At 59.2% G+C, this 17328-nt stretch carries 14 protein-coding genes; 6 read left to right on the top strand and 8 right to left on the bottom strand.

Annotated features, from left to right (window positions below; genetic code table 11):
• Nucleotides 1-15: 15 nt before the first annotated feature.
• Nucleotides 16-2871 carry a bifunctional transaldolase/phosoglucose isomerase gene (locus KP703_RS07455; protein ID WP_215754341.1) on the bottom strand — a complete coding sequence of 952 codons (2856 nt, stop codon included), beginning with the start codon at nucleotides 2869-2871 and terminating at the stop codon, nucleotides 16-18.
• 86 nt (nucleotides 2872-2957) lie between these two features.
• Complete coding sequence (gene tkt, locus KP703_RS07450) at nucleotides 2958-5060, bottom strand: transketolase (protein ID WP_215754340.1); 2103 nt, start codon at nucleotides 5058-5060, stop codon at nucleotides 2958-2960.
• A 581-nt stretch (nucleotides 5061-5641) separates the two neighbouring features.
• Between tkt and KP703_RS07445 the strand changes: the two genes are divergently transcribed.
• The 5 genes from KP703_RS07445 (at nucleotide 5642) to KP703_RS07425 (ending at nucleotide 10622) form a co-directional block, all read left to right on the top strand.
• The gene (locus KP703_RS07445; protein WP_215754339.1) at nucleotides 5642-6217 is read left to right on the top strand and encodes an ankyrin repeat domain-containing protein; all 576 of its coding nucleotides are present in this window, start codon (nucleotides 5642-5644) and stop codon (nucleotides 6215-6217) included.
• Nucleotides 6218-6310: 93 nt separating this feature from the next.
• The gene (gene hisC, locus KP703_RS07440; RefSeq protein ID WP_215754338.1) at nucleotides 6311-7378 is read left to right on the top strand and encodes a histidinol-phosphate transaminase; all 1068 of its coding nucleotides are present in this window, start codon (nucleotides 6311-6313) and stop codon (nucleotides 7376-7378) included.
• Between the two features lie 174 nt (nucleotides 7379-7552).
• Nucleotides 7553-7828: a hypothetical protein gene (locus KP703_RS07435; RefSeq protein WP_062142194.1), complete on the top strand. Its 276-nt coding sequence runs from the start codon at nucleotides 7553-7555 to the stop codon at nucleotides 7826-7828.
• A gap of 147 nt (nucleotides 7829-7975) precedes the next feature.
• Nucleotides 7976-9034: a transporter gene (locus tag KP703_RS07430; protein WP_043549574.1), complete on the top strand. Its 1059-nt coding sequence runs from the start codon at nucleotides 7976-7978 to the stop codon at nucleotides 9032-9034.
• A gap of 232 nt (nucleotides 9035-9266) precedes the next feature.
• Complete coding sequence (locus KP703_RS07425; RefSeq protein ID WP_215754337.1) at nucleotides 9267-10622, top strand: inorganic phosphate transporter; 1356 nt, start codon at nucleotides 9267-9269, stop codon at nucleotides 10620-10622.
• A gap of 50 nt (nucleotides 10623-10672) precedes the next feature.
• Here KP703_RS07425 and KP703_RS07420 read toward each other — a convergent pair whose 3' ends face one another.
• Genes KP703_RS07420 through KP703_RS07410 form a run of 3 tightly spaced genes read right to left on the bottom strand, consistent with a single transcriptional unit; the run spans nucleotide 10673 to nucleotide 12770 of the window.
• Nucleotides 10673-11008: a YnfA family protein gene (locus KP703_RS07420; protein ID WP_043549575.1), complete on the bottom strand. Its 336-nt coding sequence runs from the start codon at nucleotides 11006-11008 to the stop codon at nucleotides 10673-10675.
• 17 nt (nucleotides 11009-11025) lie between these two features.
• Nucleotides 11026-11874 (bottom strand): ABC transporter ATP-binding protein, encoded by an 849-nt coding sequence (locus KP703_RS07415; RefSeq protein WP_062142175.1) that lies wholly within the window; start codon nucleotides 11872-11874, stop codon nucleotides 11026-11028.
• The gene (locus KP703_RS07410; protein ID WP_252353899.1) at nucleotides 11871-12770 is read right to left on the bottom strand and encodes an ABC transporter permease; all 900 of its coding nucleotides are present in this window, start codon (nucleotides 12768-12770) and stop codon (nucleotides 11871-11873) included. The genes KP703_RS07415 and KP703_RS07410 overlap by 4 nt, the downstream gene beginning before the upstream one ends.
• A gap of 228 nt (nucleotides 12771-12998) precedes the next feature.
• Between KP703_RS07410 and KP703_RS07405 the strand changes: the two genes are divergently transcribed.
• Nucleotides 12999-14435: a lytic transglycosylase domain-containing protein gene (locus KP703_RS07405; protein WP_215754335.1), complete on the top strand. Its 1437-nt coding sequence runs from the start codon at nucleotides 12999-13001 to the stop codon at nucleotides 14433-14435.
• Nucleotides 14436-14571: 136 nt separating this feature from the next.
• Here the strand turns inward: KP703_RS07405 and KP703_RS07400 are convergent, their stop codons facing one another.
• Genes KP703_RS07400 through KP703_RS07390 form a run of 3 tightly spaced genes read right to left on the bottom strand, consistent with a single transcriptional unit; the run spans nucleotide 14572 to nucleotide 17290 of the window.
• Complete coding sequence (locus KP703_RS07400; RefSeq protein ID WP_215754334.1) at nucleotides 14572-15945, bottom strand: DUF2142 domain-containing protein; 1374 nt, start codon at nucleotides 15943-15945, stop codon at nucleotides 14572-14574.
• Nucleotides 15942-16289, bottom strand: a complete 348-nt coding sequence (locus KP703_RS07395; RefSeq protein ID WP_062142171.1) for an EamA family transporter — start codon at nucleotides 16287-16289, stop codon at nucleotides 15942-15944. Before KP703_RS07395 ends, KP703_RS07400 begins: the two co-directional genes overlap by 4 nt.
• Entirely contained in the window at nucleotides 16286-17290 is a 1005-nt protein-coding gene (locus tag KP703_RS07390) for a glycosyltransferase family 2 protein (RefSeq protein WP_062142170.1), read from the bottom strand. The genes KP703_RS07395 and KP703_RS07390 overlap by 4 nt, the downstream gene beginning before the upstream one ends.
• Nucleotides 17291-17328 lie beyond the last annotated feature (38 nt).

The following is a 17328-nucleotide window of genomic DNA, read 5'->3' as shown; positions in this document are numbered from 1 at the left end:
TGTCTTAATCGTATCTTAGAGGGCGCCGTGCAGCGCAGTGGCCAGAGCAGCCAGACCGTCTTTCAGGGAGCCGTGGATGTGCACACGCAGCGCACGGCGGCCCCGTTCGGCCAGAACATCAAAGTCGCCACGGGCCTGAGCGGCTTTCACCACGCCAAAGCTGTAGTTGGCACCCGGCACCGGCAGGTCCTTCGCGTCATCCGCCGTAATCTGCAGGAACACGCCTGTGTTGGGTCCGCCTTTGTAGGCCTGCCCCGTGGAGTGCAGGAAGCGCGGGCCAAACTCTGCCGCCGTGGCAATGGTCTTGGCATCACGGATTTTCAGCCGGGTGTGCTGGATCCATTCCATCGTCGCCCGGTCACGCTCGATATAGGCCAGCAGACCGACATAATCGCCCGCTTTTACGCGGTCGAAATGGGCTTTCAGAATAGCTTCCGCGCTGTCCCCTTTCAGGGCTTTGGCATTGGCCGGGTCCGCAAAGAAGGAAAATGACCCGTGCTGCGCAAACGGCTGCTCGGCGGGGAGTTTTCCGGTTTCGTTATAGGCGTCAGTCAGCTTGCGGGTTTCCACCTTGCTGGCTTCCACATCCGGCTGATCAAACGGATCAATCCCCAGGAATGCCCCGGCCACAGCCGTTGCAATCTCCCAGCGGAAGAATTCCTGCGCAATCTGGCGCTTGCTGTGCAGATTGATGGTGATAACCGGCTGCCCCGCGTCAATCAGCGTGGCAATGGCTTCATCCTGCTCATGCCGGTGTTCAGGCACCAGACGCAGGTAAACAAACAGGCGGTCTGCGCCGTAGCGTTTTGGTCCGCCCAGTGTTTCATCATCAATGGGGATGATGCCCTTGCCGTGCTTGCCGGTGGATTCCGCAATCAGCTGCTCCATCCATGCGCCAAAATCGGCAATCTGCGGGGTGGCGATAATGCTCAGTTTGTCCCGCCCGAACTGCGTTGCGGCCACACCCATGATGGTACCCAGCAGTACGCCGGGGTTCTGGGCCGGCGGCACGCTGGCATCGCTCATGCGCACGCCGCGCAGGGCGTCTTCCAGAAACAGCTTCAGCGGCAGGCCGGCAGCAGCGGCGGGCACCATGCCGAAATTGGACAGCACGGAATAGCGGCCACCAATCTGCGGATCGCCTGCAAAAATCTTCCAGAAGCCGTCTTTTTTGGCCAGGGCTTCCAGCCTGGAGCCGGGGTCGGTAATGGCCACAAAGTGGGAGCCAGCCTTCTCACCCAGTGCGCGTTTGGCAAGGTCATGGAAGTAGGCGAGCATGATGTTCGGCTCAAGCGTGCCACCGGATTTGGAGGCGACGATGAACAGCGTGTTCGCCGGGTCGATCTTCTTTTCAAACGTGGCAACCTGCTGCGGGTCCGTGCTGTCCAGCACATACAGGTGGCCAAAGCCTTCATGCTTGCCAAAGGTCATGGCCAGCACTTCCGGCCCAAGGCTGGAGCCGCCCATGCCCATCAGCAGAACCTGCTGGAAATTGCGGGCTTTCACTTCTGCCTGAAAGCTTTCCAGCTCGGACAGGTGGGCCAGACGGTCTTCAACGATGTTGAGCCAGTTCAGCCATTTGCTTTCCGGACCATTGGTCCAGACAGAGGCGTCCTTGTTCCACAGTTTGCGGATGGTGCCGTCTTTGCGCCATGCCGTCAGCCCTTTCTGCACCGCCTCTTCCAGCGGGGCGGGGAAGCTGGTTTTCATGTCGGTCAGCTTGTCGCCCAGCATGGCCTGCTGTTTGGCGGCAACGGAGCCGAGCAGGCTGTCAAACGCTTCCTCAAAGGAGGTCACGCCTTCATCCACCAGCGTGGCGGTTACGCCATCCAGATCCAGCTTCAGCCGTTCGGCTTCACTCATCACGTGGCGGGCGTCATCAAGGCCAGCCATCAGCGTTTCGGACACGGTGCCGTGGTCACGGAAGGCATCCATGGTGGCGGGCGGCACGGTGTTGACGGTATGCGGGCCAATCAGGCTGTCCACATACAGCACGTCGCTATAGGCTTTGTCCTTGGTGCCGGTGGAGGCCCACAGCAGGCGCTGCGGCTGGGCACCGGCGGCTTCCAGCGCCTTCCAGCGCGGCGTCTGCATGATTTCCTGCCAGTAGCCATAGGCCACCTTGGCATTGGCAATGGCGACCTTGCCGCGCAGGGCTTTCAGGGCGTCTGCGTCCTTGTCACCGGCTTTCACGCGGCGATCAATTTCCGCGTCAATCTTGCCGTCAATGCGGCTGACGAAGAAGGAGGCGACGGACGCGACTTTGGACAGGTCCCCGCCCTTTTTCTGCAGGTCTTCAAGCCCCAGCAGCCACGCATCCACCACGGCCTTGTAAGCAGAGAGCGCGAAAATCAGCGTGACGTTGACGTTGATGCCCGCAGCAATGGTTTCCCGGATGGCCGGAATGCTTTCCGGTGTGGCCGGAATTTTGATCATCAGGTTGGGTTCAGCCACATCAGCCCACAGGCGCTGGGCTTCATGCGCCGTGCCTTTTTCGTCCCGCGCCAGATAGGGGGAGACTTCAAGGCTGACAAAGCCGTCTTTCTTGTGGGTGGCCTCATAAACCGGAGCCAGAACATGGGCTGCGGTCTTGATGTCCCGCACAGCCAGCTTTTCATACAGCGTGCCGGGGGAGACATTGTCATGCGCCAGAACGTCGCGGATCTGCGCGTCATATTCCGTGCCTTCTCCCATCGCCTTCTGGAAAATGGCCGGGTTGGAGGTCACACCACGAATATCGTCGTCCTGCACAAGGCGTGCCAGAGAGCCGTCTTCAACAAAGGAGCGGCGGATGAAGTCAAGCCACGGAGACTGCTGGACCGAGGCAAGGCCCCGCAGCGGGTTGGCACCTTTAGAAGAAGAGGCAGTCATGCTTGGCATCCTTTCTGCACACCGCCCGGCCTTTCAGACTGAACCGGGCGGCATAGAAGCATCTACTATCGTATGAAGCTGCGGCCTCAGCCCACCTGGCGGCGGGCTGCTTCCAGCACTGCTTCCGGCGTAAAGCCGAATTTCTTCGCCAGCTGACCAGCCGGAGCAGACGCCCCAAAGCCGCGCATGGCGATAATTTCACCCGTCGGGCCCGCATAGCGGTCCCAGCCGATGGGGGAGCCGGCTTCAATCGTCACGCGGCCCATGACGGAAGGCGGTAGCACCGTATCACGGTAAGATTGTGGCTGGGATTCAAACACTTCCCAGCTCGGCAGGGAGACCACGCGGGCCGGAATGCCGTCTTTGGTCAGCGCTTCATACGCGGAGACCGCCAGAGAAAGCTCACTGCCGGAGGCGATCAGAATGACCTTCGGCGTTTCCTTGCTGTCGGCCAGAATGTAGCCACCCTTCGCCACGCCAGAGGCCGGGGCAAAGCGGGTGCGGTCCAGCGTGGGCAGGTTCTGGCGGCTGAGGGCCAGTGCCACCGGGCCATCCTGCTTGGCAATCAGGTAGCGCCAGACTTCGGCCACTTCGTTCGCATCACCGGGGCGGAAAATGGTCATGCCCGGCGTGGCGCGCAGCTGCACCAGCTGTTCGATAGGCTGATGCGTCGGCCCATCTTCCCCCACGCCGATGGAATCATGCGTGAAGATGTAGGTCACCGGCTGATGCATCAGGGCAGAAAGCCGGATCGGGGCCTTCATGTAATCGGAGAAGATCAGGAACCCGGCGCAGAAGGGGCGCAGGCCATACAGCGCCATGCCGTTCACAATCGCGCCCATGGCATGCTCACGCACACCAAAATGGATGTTGCGACCACCGTAGGAGCCATTCCATGCGGCAGGCTGGAAGCTCTGCTCACCTTTCAGATTGGTTTTGGTGGAGGGTGCGAGGTCAGCCGAGCCACCCAGCAGCCAGGGCAGGCGGCCAGCAACGGCATTCAGCACTTCACCAGAGCTGGCGCGGGAGGCAATGCCTTTTTCACTGGCGTCATAAACCGGGATCTGCGCATCCCAGCCTTCCGGCAGTTTGCCGCCCAGAATGGCGTCCAGTTCAGCCGCCAGTTCCGGGTGAGCCGTGTGATACTCAGCAAACAGCTTTTCCCACGCGGCGCGGGCTTTGGCGCCCCGTGTGCCCATGCCATCCTGCATGTGGGCCTGCACGCCGTCCGGCACATAGAAGCTCTGGTCTTCCGGCCAGCCATAGGCTTTCTTGGTCTCGCGGATTTCTTCCACACCCAGCGGTTCACCGTGGGCTGCGGCGGTGCCGGCTTTATGCGGCGCACCCCATGCAATCACGGAATGGACCAGAATAAAGGTGGGGCGTTCGGTCTCGGCTTTGGCCTGCGCCAGAAGGTCCTTCAGGGCGGCGGTATCGTTCGCGTCCTTCAGCACCAGCACCTGCCAGCCATAGGCGGCAAAGCGGGCGGCGACGTCTTCTGTCAGCGCAAGGTCGGTGGAGCCTTCAATGGAGATGCGGTTGGCATCATACATCCACACCAGATTGCCCAGCTTGAGGTGGCCTGCGGTGGAGGCGGCCTCGCTGGAGATGCCTTCCATCATGTCGCCATCGCCACACAGCGTGTAGACATGGTGGTTGAACAACTCAAAGCCCGGCTTGTTGAAGCGCGCGGCCAGCCATTTTTCCGCCATTGCCATACCGACGGAGTTGCCACAGCCCTGCCCGAGCGGGCCGGTGGTCGTCTCAACGCCGGTGGTGTGGCCGTATTCCGGGTGGCCGGGGGTTTTGGAATCGAGCTGACGGAACTGCTCAAGGTCGGCAATGGTCAGGGACGGCTCATTGGTCACCTTACCGTTCTTCACCTGCCGGACCCCGGCAAGGTAGATCAGCGAGTAAAGCAGCATGGAGGCATGGCCGATGGACAGCACAAAGCGGTCCCGGTTGGGCCAGAGCGGGTCTGCCGGGTCGTAGTTCAGAACGTCCTGCCACAGGGTATAGGCAACAGGCGCCAGCGCCATGGCTGTGCCGGGGTGGCCTGAATTGGCTTTCTGAACCCCATCCATGGAGAGCGTGCGGATGGTGTTAATGCACAGGTTATCGAGGTTGGCCGTCCCCCCGGCTTCCAAACCGTTCGGTGCGCGAAGAGGGGTGGGAAAAGAGGCACGCATGCTAACCTATCCTTCAGAGTGGACGTTTTTTGTTTTGGCCCGGTGAGACCACGCACCGGAGCAGCCCGGCAGGAGATCAGGGTTGTGCACAATCACACGGTCCGGCGTTATTGGGCAAGAGAGCAGGTGCGAGACTCTGCCTCTTCTCTGCAGGCCGGATGGTAGCTGACTGAACAGGCAACGCAGCATGGTGGGTGGAGGCTGCGTGGAGGCAGGGGTGAATCTCATTTTTGAGATTGCCGCGCAGCGCAAAACAGGCTTTTCTCCGTTCAGAAGAACAGGCAGCAGACCGGGTTTTCCTCCCGTTTTTTGCAGGAGGATGATCACAAGGCGTTGCTTTACAGCCGCTATCACTTGCGCGTGAGGCAACGGAAAGAGGCAGTTTTCCCCATGTGCGGGCTTCGGGTGCCGGGATGGCGTGCCCTCTACGTCCGGCAGGTCAGCCCCGCCATGGGCAGGAAACGCTGCACAGGCCGGGGCGTTTGCAGTATAGAGGGCAGCAGTCCATAGCGTCACCCGGTCCGTCGGGCCGGTGGCTGACGCTGTATTTGAGTCGATAAGAATTTTTCCGGAGGTCGAGCATGACACAGGTTTCTTCTCAGGACCCGCGTTCTCAGGGCACGCAGACCCCGGGCGCCGGACCTGGGCTCTTTGGTGACTTTACGCAGGAGCAGGTGGAAGCCCTGTTCATCAACGCTGCGCGGGAAGGGGAAGCAGATCTGCTTTCCAGCTTTCTGGACGCCGGGATGGACCCCAACCTGCGGGCGGAAAAAGGCTACACACCGCTGATTCTGGCTTCCTATAACGGGCATGTGGACGCCGTCAGCACGCTGCTGGCACGTGGGGCCAAGCCTGATCTGCAGGATGAAAAAGGGGCTACGGCGCTGGCCGGGGTGGCGTTCAAGGGCTTTCTGCCCATCGCCCGCCTGCTGCTGGAGGCGGGGGCAAAGGTCGATGTGCCCAACGCTGTTGGCCGCACCCCGTTGATGTTTGCCGTCATGTTCGGGCGCGATGAGATGGCGAAGCTGCTGCTGAAAGCCGGAGCCAGCCCGACCCACCGTGATGGTGAGGGCCTGAACGCGCTGGATCTGGCCCAGCGGCAGGGCAATGCCGCCCTCGCAGCGCTGATCAAAGAGCAGAACGCCGGGCAGGCCTAACGTTTCTCAGGCTTTTCAGGCGGAAACGCATCGTTTAGGGGTGAAGGCAGTCCATTAGGGGGCTGCCTTTTCTTTTTGCGGATGTTTTCAGCTATGAGCCGTTTCTGGAGTCCTCTTGTTCACCGCCTGACGCCGTACGTGCCGGGCGAGCAGCCCAAAATGGCCGATCTGATCAAGCTGAACACCAACGAATCCCCCTACGGGCCGTCTCCCCGCGCGCTGGACGCCATGAAGGCCGCCGCAGATGACAGCATGCGTCTGTATCCGGACCCGGAAGCCACCCGCCTGCGCACCGTTCTCGCTGAGCGCGTCGGGCTGAAGGCGGAGAACGTGTTTGTCGGCAATGGCTCGGATGAAGTGCTGGCCCACGCCTTTCAGGCCTTCTTCGCGCATGGCGAGCCGATCCTGTTCGCGGATGTCACCTACAGTTTCTACAAGGTCTATTGCGGCCTGTATGATCTGCCCTATCGCCTTGTGCCGCTGAATGCGGAGATGGGCGTTGATGTGGCCGATTATGCCGGCCCGTGCAGCGGCGTTGTGCTGGCTAACCCCAATGCGCCAACCGGCATCGCGCTGGATCTGAACGCGGTCCGTCGCCTGCTGGAAATGCACCCGGACCGCGTGGTGCTGGTGGATGAAGCCTATGTCGATTTTGGCGCGGAAAGTGCCGTGGCACTCGTGAAGGATTATCCGAACCTGCTGGTGGTGCAGACCTTCTCCAAATCCCGCGCGCTGGCCGGGGCGCGGGTAGGCTTTGCCTTTGCCCAGCCCGAGCTGATTGAAGGCCTGACCCGCGTGAAGGACAGCTTCAATTCCTACCCGCTGGACCGCATTGCGCAGGCCGGGGCCACCGCTGCGGTGGAAGATGAAGGCTGGTTTCTGAACAGCGTGGAAAAGGTGATCACTACCCGCAAAATGCTGTCCGCAAAGCTGGCTGAACTGGGCTTCAAGGTCTTGCCTTCACAGGCTAATTTTGTCTATGTTCACCATGCTGACCGCGATGCCGCGGAACTGGCGGCGGACCTGCGGGAGCGCGCCATTATCGTCCGGCATCTGCGCGGTGTGCGCACATCCTCGTGGCTGCGGATCACGGTTGGAACAGACCAGCAGTGCGAGATGCTGCTTTCTGCCCTGCGGGAGATTCTCCTCCGCAACCGCTGAATACGGCGTTCGGGCAGGTCTTGAGCCTGCCAGACCAGTATTTGTGCGTACTCTACATAAAAAAACGGTGTTTCCCCCGCCCGTCCGGCTTTGTCCGGAGGCGGGCGTGTGTCTGTGTGCTCTGGCAGCCTGTGGCTGCTGAAGGGCGGTTACAATAATCAAGGGAGTGAACCCATGCGTGCCTTTCATGGTCAAATGTCAGACAACCAGCCCATCCGCCGCAGCCTGCCGGAAAAGCAGAAACAGCTGCGGGACCTGAAGGAAACGCTGGCCACCATGAAGTCCCACACCTCTCCGGCTCTCAAGGAAAGCGTGCGCAAGCGCATTGCCCAGCTGGAAGCGGAAATTAAGGCCGCCCCGGCGCTTAAACCGGCCCGTAAGCCTGCCGCAGCCGGTGCCCGTGCAGGCGGGGATGCCCGTCGTCCGGCCCGCCCCGTGCGCCCGCGCTGAGGTTAAAACCTGCAAAACCAAGGGAGCCTTGGTCCCGTAAGCCTGCTGTGATATGAACCGGACCAGTTTGCGGCGACCGGTCGTGGACAGTGCGCTTCCTTACGGGACAGGCAACGATCGCCCTTTCGGGAAACAGGGAGTTCAGCGATGGCCGGAAAAGCCTCCTCCACTTTACCTGAGTCAATCTCGGAAGGCGGCACACTGCTGCGTGATGGTCTGATCTGGGCCATCTTCTGTCGCCCGGGGCATGAGCCGGTTGAGCTTGAGCGGGACGTTGTAACCCAGCGCCTGCTCACCGGGGCTTTCCCGCCGGAACTGGCCAATACGGACGGGTGGGCGTGGTTCCACTTTGATATTGTCCACACGCTCTCTCGCTCCCAGATTGAGCAGATTCCCTCCCTGCCGGAAGAAGTGCGGCAGGTCCTTACCAATCTTGAACGCAGTATCCGTCTGGATAGTGAAGACGAAACGGTGTTTGGCGCGCTACCCGCCTTTGATGACACGACGACGGATGATGACCGCAATGTCAGCACATGGCGGTTTGCCCTTCAGCCGGATTTGCTGATTACCACCCGCCGCCACCCGATTCCCGCTCTTGGCGTGGTGTTCCATGAATTGCGGCGCGGGCTTGTGCCGCGTTCTCCCGCTAATCTGGTGGACCGTGCGCTGCTGGAATTTGCCGATACCCTGCGGCGTGACTTTGCCCGGCTGGATGACCAGCTGGACCGTGCGGAAGATGTTCTGCTGATGCTGGACCGGGATACCGATCTGGGCCGCATGAGCGGTCTGCTCGGCCTTGTGCGCCGTCGGTCTACAGAACTGCGCCGCGTGCTGGCCCCGGTGGACCGTATTTTCAAAGATGAAGAGATGGAACTGCCGGAATGGGCAGAGGATGACCTGCGCGACCGCTCCCACCGTCAGGTTCATGCCGCACTGGATGACCTTCTGGCCTTGCAGGACCGCGCGCGCTCTTTGCAGGACGAGCTGACGTCCAATCAGGCGGAAGAAACCAACCACCGCCTGTATATCGTCTCCGTCGGCACGACGTTGATGCTGCCTGCCACGTTCGTTACCGGCTTTTTCGGCATGAATACCGGTGGCATGTTCCTCACGGATGGCTCATGGGGCACGGTGGAAGCCGGTGGCCTGTGCTTTGCCATCATGTTTGGCACCTGGCTTCTGCTGAAGTTCACCCGCCTGCTCTAAGCTAAGGTGGAGGCTTTGGGCCTTTCCGGTTTTCCTAACTCCCGAAAAACGCTTGGAAAGTTTCGGATTGGCATTGCCTTAGGTCCATCAGCAAGTCAGATCAGTTCCAGTTGTCAGTAAGAAAAACACAAGACAGGGTCAGTTAAGGTTTTATGAATTTCGCTGTTGAGGCGATGAAAAAACTATAAAACTGGTCTTAATGCGAGGCAGTGCAACACAGGTACTGGTTCCCATGCTTCATTTTGCTCCGTATTCGGTGCTTTCCATCCTGGCGCTGACCACCTGCTTTCTGCTGGTCTGCGTTTTTGAATTTGTTAACGGTTTTCATGACACGGCCAACGCCGTGGCCACGGTCATCTACACCCATTCCCTCAAGCCGCGCGTAGCCGTCATCTGGTCCGGCCTGATGAACTTCGTCGGCGTGCTGGCGGGCGGCATCAGCGTGGCCTACGGGCTGGTCGAGCTGCTGCCGGCAGACGTGCTGTCTCCTCCGAATGGAGACCCGGCCATCCCGATGCTGATCTCCCTGTTCGGCACGGCGCTGGCCTGGAACCTGGTGACCTGGTGGTTCGGGATCCCAAACTCCAGTTCCCACTGCGTAATTGGCGCGCTGATTGGCGTGGCCATTGGGGATGCGTTCCTGCACACACGCGGGCTGGGCAACAGTGTGGACTGGTCCCAGATCTGGAAAGTGCTGCGTGCACTGGCCGTTTCCCCCATCCTCGGTCTGGTCGGCGCGGGCGGCCTGTATTTCATCCTGAAGCATGTGGTGAAGGACCCGGAACTCTATCAGCCGCCGCAGGGTGAAAAGCCCCCGCATGGCTGGGTGCGTGGCCTGCTGATCCTCACCTGCACGGGTGTCAGCTTCTCCCACGGTAGCAATGATGGTCAGAAGAGCATTGGCCTGATCATGCTGACCATTATCGGCATCCTGCCCGCCACGTTCGCACTCAGCCCGAACGCTGGTTCCCACATCCCGCAGATTGCCCCGCAGGCGGTTATCGCTGCTCCGCTGCTGCAACAGTATGACCATGACGGCCTGCGGGAAGAAGCGCTGGCGTCCGTCGCGCGCCTTCAGGCAACCGATCCGAGCAACGTTGTCGCCTCTCAACTGCGCGCAGATATTTATGAGGTTCTGGCTGGCCTGAAGTCTGTATCTTCCAGCACGCAGGCATCTGACGCGGACAAGAAAAGTGCCAAAGACATCAGCGGCATTCTACGCCCGACCGTGGAATACGCCCCCTGGTGGGTGCGTCTGCTGAGCGCTCTGTGCCTCGGCCTTGGCACCATGATTGGCTATAAGCGGATTGTGCACACGCTGGGTGAGAAGATTGGCAACACACACCTCACCCCCGCACAGGGAGCGTCCGCCGAACTGGTCGGCGCGGGCCTGATTGCCACTGCGGGCTATACCGGCCTGCCAGTCTCAACCACGCACATCATCACGGCGGGTATTGCCGGGACCATGCTTGGCTCTGGCAGCGGCATTAACCCGAAGATGCTGACCAAAATCGCACTGGCATGGATCTTCACCCTGCCCATCACCATCGCGATTGCCGCGACGCTGTTTTACGTCATCAGCATGTAAAGCCGGTTTCCCCTGCCTGCGCTCACGAGGGCGGGTAGGGGACTAACGGCTCAGGTGCCTCGGGGTGCCAGCAGGATCATGGATGCCCCGCCCAGACAGATCAGCGCACCCAGTAACTCCCATTTATCCGGGGTGCGCCCTTCCACCACGCGCATCCAGATGAGCGATGCGGTGATGTAAATCCCGCCATAAGCCGCATAGGCTCGCCCCGCAGAGTCCGACTCAATACGGGTGAGCAGAAGGGCGAAGACAATCAGGCTGACAAGGCCGGGCACCAGCAGCCATGCCGAGCGGCCTTCCTTCAGCCACAGCCAGACGGCAAAGCATCCGGCAATTTCCGCAAAGCCTGCGGCCAGATAAATCAGAAAAGGCTTGAGTAAAAGCACGGCATGTTCCTGTTTGTTCAGGCTTTGTCGTCCGGCACCTGCATGTCCACACGGTAGGCGGCCATCACCTCGGCGGTCGGGCCATCCAGGCGGATCTGCCCACCTTCCATCCAGATCAGCCGGGTGCACCATTCTTCCAGCACATCCAGCGCGTGGGAGGTAATGACCAGAATATCCGTATTGTTCACCACGGAAGACAGGCGCTTTTCCGCGCGTTCCCGGAAGTGGAAATCCCCGGCCATGAACCATTCATCCATCAGCAAAATCTGCGGGGTAATGGCGGTGGCCAGCCCAAAGCCCAGACGCACGATCATGCCGGAGGAATAGAGCCGTACAGGCAGGTCAAGGAAGGTATCAAGCTGGGCAAATTCTTCTACATCCTGCTCAAGCTGGCGGATTTGCGCCGTGCTTAGCCCTTTGTGGCGGCCCATCAGAGTGATGTTTTCACGCCCTGTCAGTTCCGGGTTCATGCCGGAATTCACATCCAGCAGGGCCGCAACCTGCCCGCGAATGTGCACGTTGGGAGCATCCGGCATGTAGATGCCCGCCATCACCCGCAGCAGGGTGGATTTGCCGGCACCATTATGGCCAATCAGCCCAACCCGTTCCCCGGCCCGGATCTCTACAGAGACATCATCCAGCGCCTGCACATAAACCGGGCCGCCATCAGGCCGGTCCATCCGCACTTCGCCACCCGTGCGCAGGCTGCGGGAATTGGTGAGAGCCGCCTTGCCGCGCTTGAACAATAGCTTCTTGAGGGAGCGCGCGCCCCCATGAAAAATCGGGAAGTCGAGCGACAGATCCCGGATGCTGATGGAGGAGGTGCCGGGGGCAACCCGCCCGGCGTCAAAAACGGAGCCACTCATACCCAGAACGCCAGTTTGCTGCGGGAGCGGGAGAACACAAACAGCGCGAGCAGGCAGAACACCACGCTAATGCCGCCGGAAATCAGCCAGGACATCGCGGAGGGAATCTGCCCGAGGAACGGCCGGCGCACAATTTCCAGCAGGGAATAGAAGGGGTTGAAATAGAGCAGCCACGCGTGCCCGGCGACCTGCTTGGGCTCCCAGATAATGGGCGTGATGTAGAAGATGATCTGCATGATACTGCCCACAATGGGCGGAATATCGCGGAAGCGCGCACACGCACAGCCCAGCAGCAGGCACAGCGCCACACTATCCACCAGCCACAGCAGCAGGGCGGGCAGGGCCAGCACGACATCGGCTCCGGGGGAGATGCCAAAAATCAGGAAGACAACGACCGGCACAACCAGATTGTAACTGAAGACAATGCCGCAGCGCATCATGGTTCGCAGGGCCTGCACCGTGTAGGGCATGTTGACCGAGCGCAGGGTTTCCGTGGCGCGGGTAAAGGTCGAACAGCTCTCAAGAATCAGGGCGGACAGGCCCGTCTGCCATAGAATTATCGAAATTGAGAGGTAAGGCAGGTAATCTTTCAGAACAAGATGAAACAGCTGGGAATAGATCAACCCCATGGAGCCGATCATGATTGCCGTTGTCAGCGTCAGCCAGAACGGCCCCAGTGTGGACCCGCTGAATTGCAGCCGGATATCCAGCCAGCCCAGCGTCGCCGCCAGACGCCACAGCCGGAAGCCATCCGCAATATCCTTGCAGGCCATCACCACGCGTGAGCGTGCGCGCGGTGCGGACTCCAGCGGGCCGGACCCGTTCGGGCCAGCCGCAACGGGCGGGGCAGGGGCTGTAAAGCCTGTATGTTCGGTGGAACCGGAACTGACCATCATGCCCTCTCGCCTATCCGATCACGCAGCGGCCCGCAACTCCCGGGCTATCCTGCAAGACGCATATTCTGGCGGAAAAGTCGGGCGGAAGTGCGGCGGAAGCCGGGATGATCTGTTGCATGAGACAGGCTGGCGTTATAGAGACTTAGAGAAGATTCTTTCCATATACTCTCAGGAGAATCCCCGGCTGGCCGGTGGTGTCTCCTCGCGTGGGCAGGGCGGATATAATCCATGACATCCAGACGACCCCCCTTCCGTTTTTATCAGACCCTTGCCCCGCAGCGGCGCAAGGTGCTGCGTCGTGCTGTGCGGACGTCCCCTCTTCTTGGTCTGCTGGCGCTGCTGGCTGCCTGTGCCGGGCAGCCCGGTACGGGGTCTCCGTCCATTCCGGTAGCGGAAGAAGCTGAGCAGTATCGCGCCCACGCCCGGTCTTACTACGCCCCGCCCGGCCCGCCGGAAGATCCGTGGGGACCGTATATTCAGGAAGCTTCCAAAAAGTTTGACGTGCCGGAAGAATGGGTTCGTGCCGTCATGCAGCAGGAATCCGGTGGTCGCCTGTATCACAATGGCCAGTTTGTCACCTCAGCGCCCGGTGCGATGGGCCTGATGCAGTTGATGCCGCCGACATATGATGCTCTGCGCTACGCTTATAATCTGGGTGATGATGCGTTTGACCCACATGACAACATCATGGCGGGCACGGCCTACATCCGGCAGATGTACGACGTATATGGCTCCCCCGGCTTTCTGGCGGCGTATAACGCAGGCCCCGGACGGCTTGAGGATTTCCTGACGCGTAACCGCACTCTGCCGCGTGAAACCCGGAACTATGTGGCCTCCATTGGTCGCCGGATTGTGGGTATCTGGCCGGTGAACCGCTCTCAGGCGGATATGCTGGTGGCCAGTCATGATAGCATGGCTCTGGCGTATCAGCCGGTGCAGTCCAATACGGCAACAAGCTCCGTCCGCACGGCGTGGCAGCGCAGGCAGTCTGGCCTGCCGACGGATAGCCAGCCTGTGCAGGTGGCGGAAGCCGCAACAGACAGCAGCACGACCGATGCCCCGTCCTACGGCGCGGACTGGCATCCGGTCTCTCGCGCCACGACACCGTCTTCTACGCGCAATGATGTCAGCTCCGTCTGGGCGCAGCGCCTTGCAAGTTCTGGTTCTGCAAATAGCGGCGCGTCTGAAGCGCCGGTGCAGGTGGCGCAGGCGGTTGATGCGTCTGAACCGGTGGAGGATGCCGGGGACGAGGCGCAGGCTGCGGCAACCCCGGCAACGGTTGCTCCGGCTCAGCCCCACGTGCTGCGTATTGCCGCTGTCACACCTGCCGCTACACCGAGCCGTAGTCGCTCTTTCCATCTGGTCTCTCCGGCCATGGCAGAGCCCGCTCCGCTGCTGAGCAAGAAAGCCCGCGCGCAGGAGCCACGGAACTGGGCCATTCAGGTGGGAGCGTTCAACACGGCCTCCATGGCGCAGCAGGCTACAGGGCAGGCCCGTAATCAGGCCACGCTGTCTGGTGCGAAGGCACAGGTTGCTGCCGTGCAGGTCAAAAAAGGCCGCCTCTACCGCGCCCGCCTGACGAATCTATCCCACACAGACGCAGTAGCTGCCTGCCGCCGTCTGAGCGGATGTGTGCTGGTTTCTCCGGACTCCTCTGGGTCCTGAGAAATTTTTAAAGGCTGTTTTAAGCCCGTCAGGTCTTCCTGACGGGGCCTGCTCCCGATCTGCGTCGGACGCAGGAATGGGCCTCAGTCTCTCTGTTTGTCTGGGAAAGTATAAAATTACCTAAGCATTTTAGACTTTAGAACCCGATATAATAGCGCGTCAAAAGAACGGGGATCATGGCGTGAGCAGAGAAAAGAAAGACGACAAGAAACAGGGAAAATGCGCAGAGGGACCGGGGCGTTATTTTCATTTCCCCTAAAGCATAAGCTAAAAACAGAGCCGGAATGAGAAAATATCGTCCCTGAATGCCGTCAATTTCTGAGGCATTTATTGGGGTCCAGGCGAGATATAAAGCGGTAAAGATCAGCAGGAAGGAGGTAAGCCCCATGCCAGCCAGAATGCCTGATATTTGCCAGGTCTCACGCCGGTTTTTCCAGGATATGGCAAACAGCGCTGTGGCCAGCAGAAGCAGGCTCTCCGTAAAATAAAAACGCGCCGGAAACAGAGTATCCAGCCAGCCCAGAATGCCAAGAAAAGAGTAAATATAGAAACTCTGCTTATCGGGATCTGTCACGGTGTTGAAAAGCAGATGGGCAAAATGGAACGGGTGCAGAAAAATGCCGAGGAGTTTTCCAGAGGCAAAAGAGCCCTGAGACGGAGAGCTGACCGTCATCTTCATGGCCAGCATTGTCCATCCAATTGAAAAGGCAGAGCAGGCCACAGCTTGCCAGAGGACAGTCTTTTTCCGGGTATAAAGCCAGACTATGAAGGGCAGAAGAAGTATAGGCAGGGCATGAAGCCTGCATGTAGAGACCAGTGCCACAGAAATAGTGAAAACAGCCAGCAGAGCAGGCGGTGCCTGTTCCCTAAGGCGTGTGATCTGGCAGAACGTAGAAAGAGCCAGTAACAAAACCGCCGTAGCCATGCCATCCAGACTGGCGGCGCCAGACTGGAACAGCGTCATGGGGATGGCCAGAAGGGCCAGAACCAGAGCATTGGGCGGGTAAATTGCAAAAGCGATAATAGTAATAAGGCCAGCGGAGACTGCGGCCAGCAGGCGGGCAAGCCTGTAGGACCGGTCAATGGACAAGTGCATTAGCTCGCCGGCCAGAAGGCCGATGGCCTGCGGTGTATAAATAACCGGGAAATAATACCCTGTTCCCGGCGCGACGGTGAAGACTTTCCGGGAGGTCCATTGAAACTGGCTTACCGTCATCAGGTCATTCTTCGCGATTTTTTTTTCAGGATGCCCCTCATATTTGGAAAGATAGTCGATGTAACTTTCCAGCCCTGAATCGACGAACCCGCCTGAGGCCTGACCGGGCGGGGTTTTTAGAAAAAATTCTCCCTGTGCGAGCCAGTAAGCGCGTTTGAGATGGTCGCGCTCATCTGGTGACTGAAGGGGAGGGACAAGGCCTGTTTCAAGAAAACAGAAAAAACTTATGAAAAGAGCTGAAAGAATAACTAAAAATTTTGGAGAGAGATGATGAAATGAGCGAAGGATGGTCATAATTTCTGGCCCAGAGACACAAGAATGCCAGCGACAATCAAAAAGACCCCGGCGGCATAGTGCCAGCTGAAATTTTCATGCAGGAAAAAGTGGCTGAGGAACGGGACAATGGCAAAAGCCAGTGCCATGAAAGGATAAACCCGGCCCAGTTCTGAGCGCTGCAACAGCCAGACCCAGCCTATTGTCGTAATGCCATACAGGATGAGAGCGACCAGCAGGACGCTCAGGGCGCCCGGGTCCATGAAGCTTCCGGCCTTATTGAAGCCATTCGCGCTGATCTTGAAGAGGATCTGACCAATGGAGATGCCAATGACGCAAAGGATGGCAAAAAATATGTCTGTCATGGCAGTTTTCCAGAATAAGGGCGTTGTGTCAGGCAACGAAGGCTTCTTGCGCCATTTCGGCCGGGTTCGGACTGGATATCATAGGATAGGAAGGCCAGCAGGAACTGGATCCCCAGAATAATGGGCAAAGCGGCCAGCATGACGGTGCCGGCAGACGCGTAAGTGCCACGCTGGAGGCTGTAAAACCAATGCAGCCCTCCGTAAACACATCCATAAAGGATCAGCAAAATGCCGGCTGGCAATTCAAAGGAAGAGACCGACATATCGCGCAGATAGTAATTGTAAAAAATTCTTTTGAAGAAATTTTCAATATTTTTCGAGAAAAATTCAAAGAACACTTTCTTGATATTTAGCCCGCTGACTTCATCTCCGTAATGGGCGCGCATTGGAATATCTCTGACAATGGCGCGTACGGTATTCAGCCGGAACAGCATATCGGTTTCAAAAAAATAGCGGCGGCTCAGCTTGTCGAAGGGCAGTAACGCCGCAACATCTTTGTGGATGGCGGTATAGCCGTTTGTCGGGTCAAAAATGCTCCAGTATCCGGATGAGAATTTCGTCAGAAAAGACAGGCCTGCATTTCCCAGCAAACGGATTTTCGGCATGCTGGCCACGTCTTCCGGATTAAAGAAGCGATTGCCTTTTGTGTAATCAGCGTATCCCGCAAGGATGGGGGCAATAAAGGTGGGGATCAGCGCCGGGTCCATCTGACCATCGCCATCAATTTTGATCATGATCTCCATATTATCGGCCATGGCAGCCTGATAGCCGGTCAGAACAGCGCCCCCAACGCCCTGATTGGTGGCGTGCTGTATAACGCGCACGCGGGGGTCCTGGCAGGTGGCGGTTACATACCGACCGCTTTCTTCCGGGCAGCAGTCATCCACCACATAAATGGCGGAAACTTCCGGGCCAATACGGCTGATAACGTCCAGAATAAATGTCCGCACACGGTATGACGGTATGACCACCGCCACACCGGCCTGTTCTGTGACATCCATTGTGCCCCCCACTTGTCCCGCCTGACCTAAAATAAGCC

Origin of the sequence: Acetobacter sp. P5B1, assembly GCF_018811985.1 — a bacterium.
Classification (GTDB): Bacteria; Pseudomonadota; Alphaproteobacteria; order Acetobacterales; family Acetobacteraceae; genus Acetobacter; species Acetobacter cerevisiae.
This window is presented reverse-complemented; position numbering and strand designations above follow the sequence as displayed.